This is a genomic window from Staphylococcus caprae (assembly GCF_002902725.1).
Classification (GTDB): domain Bacteria; phylum Bacillota; class Bacilli; order Staphylococcales; family Staphylococcaceae; genus Staphylococcus; species Staphylococcus caprae.
This window is the reverse complement of sequence record NZ_PPRT01000042.1, coordinates 12,939-30,553: the sequence shown is the minus strand read 5'-3', so window position 1 is coordinate 30,553 and position 17,615 is coordinate 12,939. Positions and strand designations below refer to the sequence as shown.

Here is a 17,615-nt window from a genome sequence, read left to right as displayed (position 1 = left end):
CAATAACAAAGTTATTGTAAACCTTGAATATACTTCCTTCACAAAGTGAAGGTTAGTAGTTCTTATGCAATGGGAGCGATACAGAATTCTAGAATTTAAGAATTCGTAGTATCGCCCCGGCAAGGATGACTAGAGTTGAAGAAAGCTTAGCATAAGCGCATTTTCAATTCAGTCAGCTACTGCCATATAGCCAACTAACTTTTTCAAAACCTAAATTAATAACGCATCTATAAGCGTGTTCAATTGCTTATAGATGCGTTTCATTTAATCGTATGTACGTACACCAAGAGGTTTATAGTTGTGTAAACCTTCTATCAATGCTTCTTTAGTATCAAACAGTGGTGCTAATTTTTTATATTTTTTATCAATAAATCCTTCTTTAATCATATGTTCAATTAAAGCTTGTAACGGTTCAAAGAAACCATTGAGATTGAAAACTCCGATAGGTTTTTGGTGAATGCCAATTTGTGCCCAACTATACATTTCAAAGAACTCTTCTAAAGAACCAGCACCGCCTGGAGCCATCACAAATGCATCTGCTAATTCTGTCATCTTATTTTTACGTTCATGCATGGAATCTACTAAAATGAGTTCACTCACTTTTTGACTGGTAATTTCTCGTTCATCTAACATCTTAGGCATGACACCTATAGCCTTACCGCCATGATCAAGTACGCCATCTTGAATAGCGCCCATAATACCAACTGATCCAGCACCAAAGACAAGTTCATAACCTTGTTCAGCCATATATTTACCTAATTCATAAGCCTCTTTAACATATGATGGATCATTTCCTTTGCTTGCACCACAATAAACTGCGATTCTTCTTATCATGTTTTACCTCCTAAAGTTGTTTAATAATTTTCGAAAATGCTTGTTCAAATTTTAATCTATCTTCTCTTGTGAAAGGTGGAGGACCTTTATGACGGCCACCTTGCTTTCTAATTTGTGCGTTAAGATAACGTTGGTCTAACAAACTTTGAATATTATCTGAACGATATATACTTCCTTTATGATGCATGACTACACGTACTTTGTCTATAAGTAAACTTGCCAAACCATAATCTTGAGTAATGACAATGTCCTCACTTGTCGCTATTTGTACAATTTTATAATCGACAGCGTCAGGTCCATCATCAACATACACAGTTTTAACATGTTCAGGTTGGATTTGATGTGAAAAGTGGCTGAAACTCCTCAACACCGTAACAAAAATGCCTGTCCCTTCGGTCAATTCAATCACTGAATTAACAACAGGACAAGCATCTCCATCTACGATTACTTTTGTCATCGCAATTTAGGCCTTCGAATCATCAGATTCTTTATTCTGTTTTACGACACTGTCAGCCACGTAATCATCATATTTTTTAAATTCTTTTTTTCTAGCTTTTTTAGCTTCTTCGCGTTGTTTTTCTTCTTTTTTGTGACGTTTTTCAATATTCTTTTGAAGCTTTTTATCTAATTTCTTCACATCTTTACGATTATCTTTTTCTAATTTTTCGCCTTTTTTCTCAGTTTTATCATCTAATTTACCAGGAGTTAAGCCGACTTTTTCTTCATATTTTTGAGATTTTTTCATATCTTTAATACGTTGTTTTTGATTTTCTTCACGTTGTTTGTCTTCTTCTTTGTGTCGTTTCTCAATATTTTTCTGAAGCTTTTTATCCATTTTGTCAGCTTCTTTACGATTTTTCTTGGCTAATTTTTCGCCTTTTTTCTCGATGTATTCAGGATCATTTTCTTTCGCAATTTTCTTCAATTCACGTTTGTTGTCATATTCTTGTTTTTTATCGCCAACATATTCTTTTACATCAGAAGCTTTATTTGAAATCGCAGATGTTGCCTTTGATGTTGCTTTAGACGTAGCATCAGTAGCTTTACGTACGTCGGGATGTTCTTTAATACGTTTACGTTCAACGACTAACGGTACGATCACGATAGGTAGTACATTGATTAAAGTCTTAATGAGTTTCTTATTGTCCATACTCGTTGCCTCCATTAATTTTTACTATTCTTATTCATACCCTATGATACATGATAGTAAACGAGAGTGACCAGTCGTTATATACATTTAACCTATAAGGCTTATTTTGAAAATGAAATAAAAAAACACTTGCGAGTTCGAATTTAACTCGCAAGTGTATATCAAAGGTACTTCTATAAAGGATTACAATGGACTGGTGTCCATTGCATAAGAAACACTAAGGATTACAAATCCAAGTGTTTCTTTAAATTCCTTTGCCGATGCCGAAACCGAAGTATAGAATTGCAATGATAACAACTAAGATGATTCGGTAAATCGCAAATGGAATCAATTTGACTTTACTAATTAAATGTAAGAATGTCTTAATCGCAATTAAGCCTACAATGAATGCTGCTAAGAATCCTAATAAATAGAATGGAATATGTGCTAAGTGAATGTATTCATAATGTTTTAATAAAGATAATCCACTCGCTGCTAACATAATTGGAACAGACATAATAAATGTAAAATCAGATGCTGCTTTATGATTTAATTTCATAAATACACCAGTAGAAATTGTAGAACCAGATCTACTGAAACCAGGCCACATGGCAATGGCTTGTGAAATACCGATGACAAATGCTTGGAAGTAATTAATTTGGTCTACAGTTTGAGGATGTTGCACCTTTTCAGAATATTTATCAGCTAAAATCATGTAAATTGCACCTAGGAATAAACCAATCATTACAGTAGGTACACTGAATAAATATTTTTCAATTAAATCATCAAATAAGAAACCTAGAATACCGGCTGGAATCATACCAACCAATACATGCATTAAATTTAAACGTTTAGGTTGAGAACGACGTTGTACAGATGCTTGATTATCAGGTTTGTGATGCCCGATATGTAATATTTCTAAGAAACGGTCACGGAAAACCCATGCCGCTGCGAATACAGAACCTAATTGGATAACCACTTTAAAGGTGAAGGCAGACTGCTCACCTAAAAATTTAGTGGACTTTAACCACATATCATCTACAAGTATCATGTGTCCGGTAGATGACACAGGGGCAAACTCTGTCAGACCCTCAACGATACCCAAGATGATGCCTTTTATCAATTCAATTAAAAACATAATTGACCCACTTTCATCAAACTTTTATATAGTCTTTCATTCACTAAAATTACCATATCATCATAGCACATTAAAGAAAAATAGTGGTAGCCTAATCCCATAAAACTAGACCAAAGTCTTATAAACAATTTATTTTGATATTTAAAATAAAACCTTCAAAAAATCAATGAGCGTATTAATTTATATTTACAACAAACCTTTTATAATGAAAGTAGGTGAGCTTATTGTGAAAAAACTAACAAATTTAGTGTTTAAATATAAAATATATCCAGTTCTCATGTGTATTGTGAGCATTTTTTTATCCATCACAGTTGTCATACAAAATATCTCAATTGCACGTTTTTTAAATCATGTACTTTACAATCATAAGCAACCATTAATATATCTATTTATAGTCATTATTGTAGTACTAATTGCACGTGCAACATTTAATATGTTGAATCAACGCATTGGTGACCACATGGCTTATAAAGTGAAAACTGATTTGCGTCGACAAGTTATAAATAAAAACAGTCCTCGAGCCATAGGAGAACAAATGAACATATTAACTGAAAGTATTGATGGCATTGCACCATTCTTTCAAAATTATTTACCTCAAGTGTTTAAATCAATGATGATTCCAGTTGCCATTATTATAGCGATGTGTTTTGTTCATTTACCAACTGCATTAATCATGATGGTTACTGCGCCGTTTATTCCCATGTTCTATATCATTTTTGGACTTAAAACCAGAGACGAATCGAAAGATCAAATGACATATCTTAATCAATTTAGTCAGCGCTTCTTGAATACTGCTAAAGGGTTAATTACGCTCAAATTATTAAATCGAACAAAGCAAACTAAAGCGCATTTATATGAAGATAGTACTCGATTTAGAGATTTAACAATGCGTATTTTAAAAAGTGCCTTCTTATCAGGCTTAATGCTCGAATTTATCAGTATGTTAGGCATTGGTTTGGTAGCACTTGAAGCAGCACTTAGTCTCGTGGTATTTAATTCAATCAACTTTGTAACAGCTGCCATTGCTATCATTCTTGCGCCAGAATTTTATAATGCGATAAAAGATTTAGGACAAGCCTTTCACACGGGTAAACAAAGTGAAGGTTCAAGCGATGTTGTGTTCGACTTTTTAGAAGCTGAAGATCAAGCCCCATCTCCTACTCCAAAAGTTAATAACAACCAGGAACCACAAATAAAGGTTGAAAATGTGTCATATCGTTATCCAGACAGTGAGCAATACGCTTTAAGAAACATTAATATAACAATCTATCAGAACGATAAAATTGCAATTGTTGGACCGAGTGGTGCCGGTAAAACGACGCTAGCGCATATTTTAAGTCAGTCTGTAAAACCTTCTGACGGTGAAGCGATATTTAATATGGAAGAAACACGGATTGGCTTTTTAAGTCAGAACCCCTATATTTTTACGGATACAATAAAAAACAATATTGCAATGTATGATCATGAGATTTCTGATGAAGACATTATTCAAGTATTAGATGAAGTAGGACTTAAAGACAAAGTACTTACACTTAAGGACGGTATTCATACACGAATCGGTGAAGGTGGGGAAATGTTGTCAGGTGGTCAGATGAGACGTCTTGAATTGAGCCGTCTACTACTTATGAAACCTGACTTCGTCATATTTGATGAACCAGCTACAGGTTTAGATATTGAAACTGAACGTACGATTCAAGCAGTACTTCAAGACCATTTCAAAGAGACTACAATGCTTATTATTGCTCATCGTGACACTACGATTAATCAAGCTGAACGACGTATTTATCTTGAAAATGGTCAACTCATCAAAGATGATGCAACGATATCTGTATCTCAAAGTGAGGTGAATCGTTAGAGATGAAACCACATATTCATTTTCGTATAGATAAAGATTTAATATTAGCAATTTTCGTAGGTGTCCTAGGAGGCCTTGTCGCATTGGCAATGTTCTTCTTAAGTGGGTACATGGTGACTCAAAGCGCACTTGGGGCACCCTTATATGCCTTAATGGTGCTTGTTGTCTCAGTCAAAATGTTTGGATTCTTAAGAGCCATTACACGTTACGTTGAAAGACTACTTTCTCACAAAACAACCTTTACGATGTTAAGAGATGTCAGAATTCAATTTCTTGAAAAATTAATTCCTGTAGTTCCTGATGTGTATCGTAAATTTAATTCAAGCGATTTAATTTCTCGTATGATTAGTCGAGTTGAAGCCTTACAAAACATCTATTTAAGAGTGTATTATCCACCCGTAGTTATCGGTCTAACTGCCATTGTGTCAATCATTACATTTATTTTCTTTACGCCGATGCATGCATTATTGATAGCTGTAAGTATGATATTGACGTTATGGATCGTGCCATGGTTGAGTGCGAAAAGGGCACGGACACTAAAACAACAAGTCGCTCTACAGCAAAGTGATTTTCTTCAACGTTTTTATGACTATAAAGAAGGAAACGAGGAGTTAAAACGTTTTAAACAAACCCATACGTTTAAATCAGATGTACTCAACCGTCTTGATAGATTTGATGCGTTGCAAGCAAGAGAACGTCGTTTCTTATCTTTATATGATTATATGCTTAATTTAATAGCCATGATCTCAATCTTTCTAAGTTTAGTCATCGGTGCACAACAAGTACATGCAGGTCATCTAGATGTCGTATATTTAACTAGTATTGTTTTAATGGTACTCACTTTATTTGAGCAAGCAGTGCAAATGAGTAATGTTGCATACTACAAAGCTGATACCGATCAAGCACTTGCTGAAATTAATGAAGTTATAGATGTATCTGAATCTCGTGATGATGCTCATTTTGAAAGTGAAAAAACGAAAACTGAACTATTTAAAGTAGAACATGTCACATTCAAATATTGGAATCAACAAACACCAGTATTCCATGATCTCAATCTAACGATAAAGAAAGGTGAAAAAGTCGCAATCATAGGTCCTTCCGGTTCAGGTAAAAGTACTTTACTCCAAGTGATGCTAGGACTTTATCAAATTGAACAAGGACATGTCACATTGAATGGTCAAGTTGTAACAGATATTGATAATGAGGAAAAATATCGTTATATCAACGGCATGTTACAGTCTCAGCATATGTTTGACGGAACAGTGCGAGATAATTTATTTTCAGATAAAGAAGATGCTGAATTAGAAGGCGTGCTTCAATCTGTTGGTCTAGGATACCTAGATTTAGATAGAAATGTGAGTTTAAATGGTGAGAATCTATCAGGGGGCGAGGTACAACGATTAAGTTTAGCCCGATTATTGTTGAGAGATGATGCACGTATCTGGATATTAGATGAACCGACCACAGCATTAGATATAGATAATACTAAGAAAGTAATGAATTTAATTGAAGAAGCTTCTGAAACATTAATTGTGGCAACTCATGATTTAGATGTACTGTCTCGCTTTGACAAAATTGTGGTCATGTTAGATGGAGAAATGAAAGAAATTGGATCATATGGTAGATTATTAAACGAGAATAGCTATTTACATCAAATGCTTGAATTAAATAATAAGACGAGTCATTCAGTTACAGATTAAATTGAGTTTACTAAGAAAGGGAATAGCTAACGAACTAGAGATAAAAAACTCGTACCCAAAAGCGGTACGAGTTTTTCATGTTTCATTTTAAAATGTATATCAATTTCTAAGCTTTAACTTTAATTTCATGACAGAAACTTACTATTTTTCTTTCGCTTCAGTAAATGCATCGATCACTTTGCCTAATAAACGGTTAAGTTCTTGAACTTCTTCTTTAGATAATGAAGAAGCTGTTGCGACTTTTTCCGATGCACTACTTAATTCAGGTCTAATCATTTCGCTTTTGTCAGTTAAGTGAATAAATACTTCGCGTTGATCCACTTCTGAACGTTCGCGTTTGATTAAATCAACTTGTTCCATTCGTTTAAGTAATGGCGATACAGTCCCTGTATCAAGTGCTAATTCTGTAACAACCTTTTTGACATTCACAGGTGACTCATCCCATAATATTGTTAATACAAGAAATTGTGGGTAAGTTAGATTGTACTTTTTAAAGACTTTGTTAGAGTAGTAGCGATTAACTTGTCTTTGAGCATTGTACAAACTAAAGCATAGCTGCTCTTTTAAATTGTGTTGATCAGACATTAAAGTTCTCCTCCAGACATTCTATCCGTGTTTTCTCTTTTTCGGATTGGAATCCGTCTATGTTGTGCAAAATTTAATTCGCGCAACACTTTGATTCAATGCCATGCTAAAATTAAAGTATGCTTAAATTTTAGAAGATATCTTACATTAAATCAAGTAAAAAGATAATTAAATATTTATGTTATCATTTTCAAAAATGCTTGTAATAGAAAAGGAAATATAAAATGAGAAATAATAAAGATGAAAAAATATCAATTTCTATCATTAGCGGTTTTTTGGGTAGTGGAAAAACTACTTTACTGACACATTATATGAGCGAATTATTAAAAATTGATGAGAAAATATCAGTAATTATGAATGAATTTGGCTCTTTCGATGTAGATGGTAATCATTTAACCGATGTGGTAGAAGTGTATTCTATATTAAACGGCTGTGTATGTTGTGATTTGAAGTTAGATTTAGTAAATCAAATAGAAGTGATTATCAATGAAAAAGATGTGAATCATATCATCATTGAAGCAACGGGCATTGCGCATCCTATTGAAATTATTATGGCATGCCAAGACCCTAGAATAGTTCAATATGTCCACCAACCACAAGTAATTGGTGTCGTTGATGCTGAACGATTTTTAAATAGGGAGCAGTATACTGAATCTACAAAAAGATTGATGGAAGAACAACTTGAAGTGAGCAATGTATTAATTGTGAATAAAATAGATCTTATCAATGAAGAAGAACAACAACATTTAGAAGATGCGCTTAACCGTATCAATGCCAAAGTTCCGCATATCTTAACGACTTATGGAAAGGTAGATGTCTCCAAATTATCACAATTTCGTGACGAAGTTGTTACACAACACACACATTCTCATCATCATGGTATAAATAGTATGCAATATACGTTTAGTGGGCCAATCGATCGTCAACTTTTTTATCAATTTATTTTACGTTTGCCTGATGAGGTCTTACGTTTGAAAGGTTACGTTCAGTTTCGAGACCATCCTAATGCTACATACGAATTCCAGTATGCATACGGGCTTCCCGATTATGGTGTCATAGATAAGGTGTTGCCATTAACGATAGTTATCATAGGAGAGCAACTAGACGTGAATAGACTAAGAAATAAACTTGATATGTTACAATTTTCATAATTAAGGAGAGTCAAAAGATGAACAATGAAGATAAACGCGAAAAGCAAATCAAATTCGAACGAAATTTGATTACTTTTCCATATTTAGGATTTGCCATCGTCGTACTATTATTTAATATATTTTATCCAGATATTAAAGTTACAATGGCGTTATTTGGTATATTTTTTGCATATAATTTAGGTATGCTCTTTATAGCATTTATTAGACATTTTAAGCGCACGCTTATCTTAACACTTATTTTAACGATCTTAAGTGGTGCAGCTTTCTTCACATTATTATATGTGTTCGGTCTAAGACACGATATATTTGGCTAGTCAGTTGGTCGCATCGAATTTATAGCTGAATAAGGATATTTGAAAAGCTTTGTTATTTCAATGTTATAATTATATTGAAATAGCAAGGCTTTTTAATTTTTAGATAGATAAATTTTATTTAGGAGGCTATTGTTAATGAGTACAAGAAGAAAGATTTCAATTATCGGCGCAGGTAACACTGGATCAACGTTGGCTTTTATTTTAGCTCAAAAAGAATTAGCAGATATAGTAATGATTGACCGTCCTCAATCAGAAGGGTTCGTTAAAGGTAAAGCGTTAGATATTTTAGAAAGTGGCCCTATATTTGGATTTGATACTCAGGTTCAAGGGTCTGTTCAAATTGAAGATATCCAAGATTCAGATATTGTTGTGATGACAGCTGGAATTCCTAGAAAACCAGGAATGACAAGAGATGATTTAGTACAAACAAATGAAGAAATTGTGTATCAAACTTCCCATAACATTGCCAAATATGCCCCGCAAGCGACGATTATAGTATTAACAAATCCAGTTGATGCGATGACGTATACCGCGCTGAAAGCTTCAGGTTTTCCTAAAGAACGTGTGATAGGCCAATCAGGTGTTCTCGATACCGCACGCTATCAAAGTTTTATAGCAGAAGAATTGCAAGTATCTGTGAAAGATATTAATGGACTTGTGCTTGGTGGACATGGAGACACGATGGTTCCACTTGTTGAATCAACTCAAGTAAATGGTGTACCAGTAAAAGATCTTATTTCTAAGGAAATCTTAGAACGTATTGTTGAACGTACGAGAAAAGGTGGCGCTGAAATCGTTGAATTATTAGGAAAAGGTTCAGCATATTACGCACCTGCGACTGCAATATATGAAATGATAGAAGCGATTTTAAAAGATCAAAAACGTTTACTACCTAGTATTGCTTATTTAGACGGTGAATATGGATTCTCAGATATTTGTTTAGGTGTGCCAACAATTCTTGGTAATCATGGTATTGAGAAAATCGTTGAAGTAAATCTGAATGATAAAGAGCAAGAACAATTGCAACACTCCGCTCAATCAGTTGAAAATGTTAAAAATGCTTTGAAAAATAATTAAATAATAATTTACTGATATAACCTACTTTATAGTTGTCAAAAACTATAGAGTAGGTTTTTAAATTCATTCATATTATTTAAGTATTCAAATATTTTAATTGTGAAAATATTTGATGATTATATGTACTTTCTTACGAAATCGCCATTTTAAAGCGCTTTCTTGATATAATTTAAGTGTAAATTTAGGTCAAGGAGATGATAGTGATGACTAAAGGGAATCATAAAGCTCAAACGCAAAGTCAACATTCACAAAGTAAAAAGGCATACAAGCCATTATGGATTATCATCAGTTTTGCTTTATTAATAGGCATTTTATTATTACCAACACCTGCAGGATTACCTATTATGGCGAAAGCAGCACTTGCTATCTTAGCATTCGCGGTTATCATGTGGGTGACTGAAGCAGTTTCTTATCCTGTTTCAGCTGTACTTATTCTTGGATTGATTATTTTATTATTAGGTTTAAGTCCAGTTCAGAATTTAAGTGAAAAGCTAGGCAACCCTAAAAGTGGCGATGCAATATTAAAAGGTAGTGAGTTGCTCGGTACTAATAACGCACTTTCACATGCATTTAGTGGTTTTTCAACTTCTGCAGTGGCACTAGTAGCAGCTGCATTATTCCTTGCAACAGCAATGCAAGAGACCAATTTACATAAGCGATTAGCACTACTCGTACTTTCTATAGTTGGAAATAAAACGAGAAATATAGTCATCGGAGCTATTTTAGTATCTATCGTTTTAGCTTTCTTTGTACCCTCAGCAACGGCACGTGCTGGCGCAGTTGTACCTATACTACTTGGTATGATTGCAGCGTTTAATATGAGTAAAGAGAGTAAGTTAGCATCCTTGCTCATTATTACCTCAGTTCAAGCTGTTTCAATTTGGAATATCGGTATTAAAACAGCTGCCGCTCAAAATATTGTAGCTATCAATTTCATTAATCAGAATTTAGGCCATGATGTATCATGGGGAGAATGGTTTTTATACGCAGCGCCATGGTCAATATTAATGTCAATTGCTTTATACTTCATCATGATTAAAGTGATGCCACCTGAAAGAGATGCTATAGAAGGCGGAAAGGAATTAATTAAAAAAGAATTGAAAGACCTAGGTCCCGTTAGTGCAAGAGAATGGCGTTTGATAGTCATCTCAATTTTGTTATTACTCTTTTGGTCTACTGAAAAAGTACTCCACCCAATTGATTCTGCTTCTATCACATTAATTGCGCTAGGCGTTATGTTAATGCCAAAAGTCGGTGTAATTACTTGGAAAGGTGTAGAAAAGAAAATCCCTTGGGGAACAATTATCGTCTTTGGTGTTGGAATTTCACTTGGTAATGTACTATTAAAAACAGGAGCAGCCCAATGGTTAAGTGATCAAACTTTCGGTTTAATGGGGCTGAAAGGTCTCCCTATTATTGCAACGATTGCGTTAATTACGCTATTTAATATATTAATTCATTTGGGATTCGCAAGTGCCACAAGTTTATCTTCCGCACTTATTCCAGTATTTATTTCATTAACATCAACATTGCATTTAGGAGATCATGCGATAGGATTTGTATTAATTCAACAATTTGTAATTAGTTTCGGATTCTTATTACCTGTAAGTGCGCCTCAAAATATGCTCGCATACGGAACAGGTACATTTACTGTAAAAGATTTCTTAAAAGCTGGTATTCCATTAACCATAGTCGGTTACATTCTAGTCATTATATTTAGTTTAACCTATTGGAAATGGTTAGGACTAGTTTAGAAAGATTTGCATACTATCTTATGTTTTGAATAGGAGGTTGTGACATCATTGATGATCTCAGCCTCCTTTAACATATTGGCAGTAGAGGACTGAATTGAAAATGCGCTTAAATCAAGGTCCTATCATTACTAGCCATCCTTGCCGACGGGACCCAAACATAGTAAATTTTTAAAAAAGAAATTCGGCAAACATGCGAATTGGGTGCAGACAACGAAATTAATTTTGTTAAAGTGTATTTCCGCTCCTATTTGTTGTCTATTTCAAAGGAAAATTGTGTAGTATTGGAGACTTCATTTTAGGGTATAAAGATAAAAAGATCTTAATGTTAGGTGGTAGCAACGATGACAGTAGGTGTCATTTTAAATAGAGTGTTTAGACTTGAAAATAATCCATTGTTTGAGTACATCTCTCAAAATAAGGAAGATATAGATCAATGCTATTTCATCATTCCTCAAGAAAAGTTTGATAAAGAAGCGGAAATGAAGGCAAATTATTATTATGGTACATTGCAAAAGTTTGTGGATACGTTGCATGACTACGATATTCAACCGTTTCTTGTAGATTATGATGAACTCACTCATTTTTGCAAAGATAAAGGGATATCCGAGGTTGTCTTGGCTGGAGATATTATGAGTTACCATGAAGAAAAGTATGATATTTTACATCAAAGCGCGTCCTTCAAAAAAGAAGACATATCTGTGGTTTCAGTAAGAGCGAATCATTATTTTAAACCGAGTAAAACACGCAATAATAAAGGAGAACCATATAAAGTATTCACAAGTTTTTATAAAAAATGGCGTCCTTATTTAATGAAAAGATCAGTATTTAGCTATGATATTAAAGATATCGCAAAAATGGGTGTCAAATCACAACAAAAGGTAAAAGGTGACTATAGTCAATACGGTATAAGTGAGGCAGATGCTCAGTATCGATGGTCTGACTTTTTAGATAAAGATATTGAAAACTATAATACTAATCGAGAATATTTGCCTGAAGTGCTCACAAGTCAGTTAAGTATTTATTTAGCTTACGGCGTTTTGGATATTATTCAAATATTCAACGATTTGCTTGAGAATTATGACAAGGATGAGCAGAATTACGAATCTTTTATTCGTGAGTTAATTTTTAGGGAATTTTATTACGTATTAATGACGTATTACCCTGAAACAGCGCATCAATCATTTAAAGACAAATATCGTGATTTGCAGTGGTCATATAATAAAGAAAATTTCAATTTATGGAAAGAAGGGAAAACAGGATTTCCTATTATTGATGCGGCTATGGGAGAACTTAATACGACAGGTTATATGCATAATCGTATGAGAATGGTCGTTTCTCAATTTCTCACTAAAGATTTATTTATCGATTGGACATGGGGTGAGGAGTACTTTAGACAAAAACTCATTGATTATGATTCTGCTTCAAATGTGCACGGTTGGCAATGGTCGGCTTCAACTGGCACAGATGCGGTGCCTTATTTTAGAATGTTTAATCCAGTGAGACAAAGTGAACGCTTTGATAAAGATGCTTTATATATTAAAAAGTTCGTACAAACACTGAATGATATCGATGCAAAATATTTACATGATACACATAAATACGAACGTCAAATCAAAGAACAAGGGATAGAACTAGGTAAGGATTATCCTAAACAAATCGTCAATCACAGTGAAAGCAGAACACACGTGATGTCAGAATTTAAGGCGTTAGAATAAAGAAAATTATGCCCCTCCATTATAGTGATCGATAATGGAAGGGCATAATTTATGTTCTGATTGCTATGCTTTTAAATTATTTTAATATGAAAAGACAAATATATACTGCTACATACTCCAGTAAAGTAAGAATATACATATATTTAAGTCTTAATTTAATGTTAAGTGGCACTTCCCAGTTCGGATAACGTCTTTCGTAGTAAAAGACTTGCATAAGAAATAAACCGATACCTAAAGGTAAGCACATTAATAAGATGCTTTGAGTATAACTAAAACCTATATCATGCCAAAAATGCCCGACGATAAGCTGTAGAACGATGAGAATAATGATTAAAAGCGTAATATTGAAAATCATTTTTGTAATCTCACCCCTTTAACAATTAAGGCCAGTACAGCTTGCATCAAGACCATTAAAAGTACAAACATGAAAGTTTTTAAACTAAATACTGAGAGGACTTCTGTCACGATTTTTAGTGGTTCATTAATTAAATAAACCGTATGAAGTCTTAAAAATCGGCCTATATAAATACCTAATCCATTTAAGAACATAAGTACAACAATTAGTGCGCGGTTCAACCATACATGAGATGTAAAATGTTCTATCTCCATAAATATGAGAATCATGACATACATTGCTAAAAAGACACCTAGCATAAGATATGTGAAGAATATCCATTCAGTAAGATTCAATTCCACTAGAAAGTTAAATTGAAATTGGTTTAAATGTATTAAATCAGTAATCATATAAAAGGTATTAGGTACTAATAGTAAGAATACAAGTCCGAAAATAATAAATAACGGCCACTCGAATGCTTTTTTAGGTTTAAAGAGCTTTAAAAGTAAACATAATTCAAAAGGAATATATGCTAAAAATAAATTAAGCGTCATAAAGTTAAAGACTCTCGTTTCTGCTAACGAGATGGTAAATAAAATAATAAAGTATATCCTTGCAATATAACGTGGTTGCACTGTCATGCACTACTTTCCTAAAGTTTTAAAAAATTTGATAGTCGGATTTTAATGATAACTTTTAACCTAAGGCATATCAAATAATATGAGTATCGAATGATTTACAGTCTATCATTATTAAATGAAAGGTTAAGAAAATAGCTATGAAGGGTCTAATAAATTTAAACCTATCTCTTTGTTATGGATGCGATTGATATCGAGTGAAGTCATTGTAATGATAATTTCAGCAGTAGCAGAAACAATTGCTTTAGTCAGATGACCGCTGAGGGTTTCATATTGTTGAGTTCCAAATGTAGCGTGTAAATGTGCAAATGGTTTATCATCAATGTGTGAGATATTGCCTAGTAAGCTTATTAATTCTAATGGTTCTTTAATGTCTTTCGCTTCATATTCTTGTGTATTTAAGTTATAGAAATTTAAAGTTACAGCATCACATGCACCAATGCCACTTACTGAACCGAATTTACCATTATATTGTTGTGCGATTTTTGTGACTGAGTCTATAATGTCTTCCCCTTTTTCTAATACAAGTACAATTGTGTTGCCTTCAGTTTGATATTTCATAACATAACCCCCTTTGTTTGATAACTTTTATAAGTAAAAGTATACAGTGAAAAAAGGTGAAATACTTAAATTTTAATGATGAGCTATTGTATTATGATATTGAAATAGTATACAATGTAGAAACTTTTAGTTACTTAAGTAATGAAACTACGTTTATTTAACTATTTAAAAATATAAAGAATTAGCTAAAACTAAGATTTAATATGAAATATCTTCAGAAAATTTATCTAGAGAGGAGGTCACTTTATGAAAAAACAATTATTTACACTCTACTTCAATATTTTCCTTATATTTTTAGGAATAGGTCTTGTGATTCCAGTGTTACCCGTTTATTTAAAAGATTTAGGATTAAAAGGTAGTGATTTAGGTTTACTAGTTGCTGCATTTGCTTTGTCTCAAATGATTATTTCACCATTCGGCGGAACATTGGCAGATAAATTGGGAAAGAAACTCATTATTTGTATAGGACTCGTTTTATTCTCAATATCTGAATTTATGTTTGCTGCAGGACAAACATTTACAATATTAATCATCTCTCGTGTACTAGGTGGATTTAGTGCAGGAATGGTAATGCCTGGTGTCACAGGTATGATTGCTGATATTTCTCCAGGTGCAGATAAAGCGAAGAATTTTGGCTATATGTCTGCAATTATTAATTCAGGATTTATTTTAGGTCCTGGATTTGGCGGTTTCTTAGCTGAATTTTCTCATAGACTTCCGTTCTATTTTGCCGGAACTTTAGGTGCCATCGCGTTTATCATGTCTCTTGTTTTAATTCATAATCCTAAAAAAGAAACGACAGATGGTTTCCATCAATATCAACCTGAATTACTCACTAAAATCAATTGGAAAGTCTTTATCACGCCTGTCATTTTAACGTTAGTATTAGCCTTTGGTTTATCAGCATTTGAAACATTGTTCTCTTTATATACATCAGATAAAGCTAACTATACGCCTCAAGACATTTCTATTGCGATTACAGGCGGTGGAATATTTGGCGCATTATTCCAAGTATTCTTCTTTGATAAATTTATGAAGTATTTATCAGAGCTTAACTTCATTGCCTGGTCATTATTATATTCAGCAATTGTTCTTGTTATGCTCGTTGTTGCTAATGGTTACTGGACGATTATGGTTATCAGTTTTATTGTGTTTATTGGATTCGATATGATACGTCCTGCACTAACCAATTATTTCTCTAATATAGCAGGAGATCGACAAGGTTTTGCAGGTGGACTTAACTCGACATTCACGAGTATGGGGAATTTCGTCGGTCCACTTGTAGCAGGTGCATTATTCGATATTAACTTAGAATTTCCGATTTACATGGCCATTGCAGTGTCTTTATGTGGAATTGTAATTATCTTTATTGAAAAGGGCCTAAGATCAAAGCGTAAGAAAACACAGCAATCATAATAATGAAGTATTTTAATCTCAAAGAAACAAGATTTAAGTTTTCTTTGGGATTTTTTAATACGTTTGCGATTGAGGAACATTTATAATGATTTCTACATATTTTATAGTCAAAAACCGAAAAATTAAATTTGATTAAGCATGCTTAATGCGTCTTTTATGTAACAAAAATAACAACTTCAGTAAAATTCATGTTACAAATATTACAATCTATTTAAATTGCAACCTACATATCTTTTTATGAAAATTATTATGTTAAGATAGATGAAAATCTCAAGAGAAATGTGGGTAAGGAGATGAATTTGAAAAATTTATTATTAAGTATTGTAGCAGTTATACTATCTATTTGTTTAGTAGGATTAATCTTCCTAGCTACAAATCAAAATGCTTTAGCAAAAGTACACCAAACGATATGTACATTTTCAAAAGCAAATAAAGTTTCTTACATCGAAGATACATTTAATTTACATTCAAACTATACTGCAAAAGCATCAGAAAAAGACGAAAACGACAAGAGTAAGCAAATCAATAATAAAAACTACAATAAAAAAGTTGATAACGGTCAAACTTCTTATGATTTCACACCACAAGAGTGTAATGTTATTGCTTTGAATTATGCAAACAATCATTTGAACACGAATTATGAAATTGACCATATGCACAGTCAATCACCAACTTCAGAATATGCATTTACAGATATGAATGGTAAACATGAAACAGATATTACTGTCGATAAAAATGGTCACGTGAATACTAAAAAATCGTATACACATTAACAATCACTCTTTCAGATTAAATAGGAAGAGTGATTTTTATTATGTGAATGTCCAATGCGTAGTTGAAATGACTGTATGACTGGTTAAATGATTCTTCCATTACATGATAAAATAGTTATCGAATGAAGTTATAATATTGAAGGTGAAAAAGATGGCTAAAACGAAAAAGACCAATGCGATGCGTATGCTAGATCGTGCAAAAATTGATTATGAAACTAACACTTATGAAGTAACCGAGAAACATCAACACGGTGAGCAAATTGCCAAAATGGTAGGGGCAAATGTTGAAGAAGTTTATAAAACGCTTGTATTAGAAAATGCGAATCATGAACACTTTGTCTTTGTTATTCCAGTCAATGCATCATTAGATATGAAACAGGCTGCGCACGTAGTTAACGAGAAAAAGCTTAATTTAATGCCACTAGATCAATTAAAACAAGTTACTGGATACGTAAGAGGCGGATGTTCGCCAATTGGGATGAAACATTTATTCAAGACCACTATTGATCGTTCTGCTCAAAATTTGGATAAAATTTATGTGAGTGGTGGTCAACGTGGTATGCAGATTATCATTAAAGTCGAAGATTTAATTAAAATGACAGAAGCACAAGTTGCACATATTACACACGATTAACTTGTAA

The 17,615-nt window shown here is 33.2% G+C and carries 18 protein-coding genes; 10 read left to right on the top strand and 8 right to left on the bottom strand.

The genetic code is table 11. From position 1 onward, the window contains the following. Positions 1–264 precede the first annotated feature (264 nt). The 4 genes from CD155_RS08980 to CD155_RS08965 all read right to left on the bottom strand — a co-directional run bounded on the left by CD155_RS08980 (position 265) and on the right by CD155_RS08965 (position 3,101). Entirely contained in the window at positions 265–831 is a 567-nt protein-coding gene (locus CD155_RS08980) for an LOG family protein (RefSeq protein ID WP_037541529.1), read from the bottom strand. Between the two features lie 13 nt (positions 832–844). Next, positions 845–1,291, bottom strand: a complete 447-nt coding sequence (locus tag CD155_RS08975; RefSeq protein WP_070832480.1) for a YaiI/YqxD family protein — start codon at positions 1,289–1,291, stop codon at positions 845–847. Between the two features lie 6 nt (positions 1,292–1,297). Then, positions 1,298–1,984, bottom strand: coding sequence for a hypothetical protein (locus CD155_RS08970; protein WP_037541167.1), 687 nt, complete (start codon positions 1,982–1,984; stop codon positions 1,298–1,300). 244 nt (positions 1,985–2,228) lie between these two features. After that, complete coding sequence (locus tag CD155_RS08965) at positions 2,229–3,101, bottom strand: undecaprenyl-diphosphate phosphatase (protein ID WP_070832477.1); 873 nt, start codon at positions 3,099–3,101, stop codon at positions 2,229–2,231. A gap of 226 nt (positions 3,102–3,327) precedes the next feature. Between CD155_RS08965 and CD155_RS08960 the strand changes: the two genes are divergently transcribed. Beyond that, positions 3,328–4,956 (top strand): ABC transporter ATP-binding protein/permease, encoded by a 1,629-nt coding sequence (locus tag CD155_RS08960; RefSeq protein ID WP_103213118.1) that lies wholly within the window; start codon positions 3,328–3,330, stop codon positions 4,954–4,956. A gap of 2 nt (positions 4,957–4,958) precedes the next feature. After that, a complete protein-coding gene (gene cydC, locus CD155_RS08955; protein WP_103213117.1) occupies positions 4,959–6,656 on the top strand; it encodes a thiol reductant ABC exporter subunit CydC in 1,698 nt (565 codons plus the stop codon). Between the two features lie 141 nt (positions 6,657–6,797). On the opposite strand, the gene mgrA is transcribed toward cydC, so the two are convergent. Continuing rightward, positions 6,798–7,241: a global transcriptional regulator MgrA gene (gene mgrA, locus CD155_RS08950; RefSeq protein ID WP_070832468.1), complete on the bottom strand. Its 444-nt coding sequence runs from the start codon at positions 7,239–7,241 to the stop codon at positions 6,798–6,800. Between the two features lie 224 nt (positions 7,242–7,465). Here mgrA and CD155_RS08945 point away from each other — a divergent pair, with 224 nt between their 5' ends. From CD155_RS08945 to CD155_RS08925, 5 genes are all read left to right on the top strand, one after another. Further along, positions 7,466–8,392: a CobW family GTP-binding protein gene (locus tag CD155_RS08945; protein ID WP_103213116.1), complete on the top strand. Its 927-nt coding sequence runs from the start codon at positions 7,466–7,468 to the stop codon at positions 8,390–8,392. A gap of 17 nt (positions 8,393–8,409) precedes the next feature. Beyond that, on the top strand, positions 8,410–8,706 hold the full coding sequence (locus tag CD155_RS08940; RefSeq protein WP_002441409.1) for a hypothetical protein: 297 nt from the start codon (positions 8,410–8,412) through the stop codon (positions 8,704–8,706). 135 nt (positions 8,707–8,841) lie between these two features. Further along, on the top strand, positions 8,842–9,783 hold the full coding sequence (gene mdh / locus CD155_RS08935; RefSeq protein ID WP_103213115.1) for a malate dehydrogenase: 942 nt from the start codon (positions 8,842–8,844) through the stop codon (positions 9,781–9,783). Positions 9,784–9,986: 203 nt separating this feature from the next. Beyond that, the gene (locus CD155_RS08930) at positions 9,987–11,537 is read left to right on the top strand and encodes an SLC13 family permease (RefSeq protein WP_103213114.1); all 1,551 of its coding nucleotides are present in this window, start codon (positions 9,987–9,989) and stop codon (positions 11,535–11,537) included. A 341-nt stretch (positions 11,538–11,878) separates the two neighbouring features. Continuing rightward, positions 11,879–13,252, top strand: a complete 1,374-nt coding sequence (locus tag CD155_RS08925) for a cryptochrome/photolyase family protein (protein ID WP_103213113.1) — start codon at positions 11,879–11,881, stop codon at positions 13,250–13,252. Between the two features lie 76 nt (positions 13,253–13,328). Here CD155_RS08925 and CD155_RS08920 read toward each other — a convergent pair whose 3' ends face one another. The 3 genes from CD155_RS08920 to CD155_RS08910 all read right to left on the bottom strand — a co-directional run bounded on the left by CD155_RS08920 (position 13,329) and on the right by CD155_RS08910 (position 14,785). Continuing rightward, positions 13,329–13,607, bottom strand: a complete 279-nt coding sequence (locus CD155_RS08920) for a hypothetical protein (protein ID WP_002441417.1) — start codon at positions 13,605–13,607, stop codon at positions 13,329–13,331. After that, entirely contained in the window at positions 13,604–14,221 is a 618-nt protein-coding gene (locus CD155_RS08915) for a DUF1361 domain-containing protein (RefSeq protein WP_172605875.1), read from the bottom strand. The genes CD155_RS08920 and CD155_RS08915 overlap by 4 nt, the downstream gene beginning before the upstream one ends. 141 nt (positions 14,222–14,362) lie before the next feature. Beyond that, positions 14,363–14,785: a PPC domain-containing DNA-binding protein gene (locus tag CD155_RS08910; RefSeq protein WP_070832454.1), complete on the bottom strand. Its 423-nt coding sequence runs from the start codon at positions 14,783–14,785 to the stop codon at positions 14,363–14,365. Positions 14,786–15,031: 246 nt separating this feature from the next. Here CD155_RS08910 and norA point away from each other — a divergent pair, with 246 nt between their 5' ends. From norA to ybaK, 3 genes are all read left to right on the top strand, one after another. Next, positions 15,032–16,201: a multidrug efflux MFS transporter NorA gene (norA, locus tag CD155_RS08905; RefSeq protein ID WP_002441422.1), complete on the top strand. Its 1,170-nt coding sequence runs from the start codon at positions 15,032–15,034 to the stop codon at positions 16,199–16,201. 293 nt (positions 16,202–16,494) lie between these two features. Next, complete coding sequence (locus CD155_RS08900) at positions 16,495–16,974, top strand: hypothetical protein (protein WP_103213111.1); 480 nt, start codon at positions 16,495–16,497, stop codon at positions 16,972–16,974. A 151-nt stretch (positions 16,975–17,125) separates the two neighbouring features. Further along, positions 17,126–17,608 carry a Cys-tRNA(Pro) deacylase gene (gene ybaK, locus CD155_RS08895; RefSeq protein ID WP_002441426.1) on the top strand — a complete coding sequence of 161 codons (483 nt, stop codon included), beginning with the start codon at positions 17,126–17,128 and terminating at the stop codon, positions 17,606–17,608. Positions 17,609–17,615 lie beyond the last annotated feature (7 nt).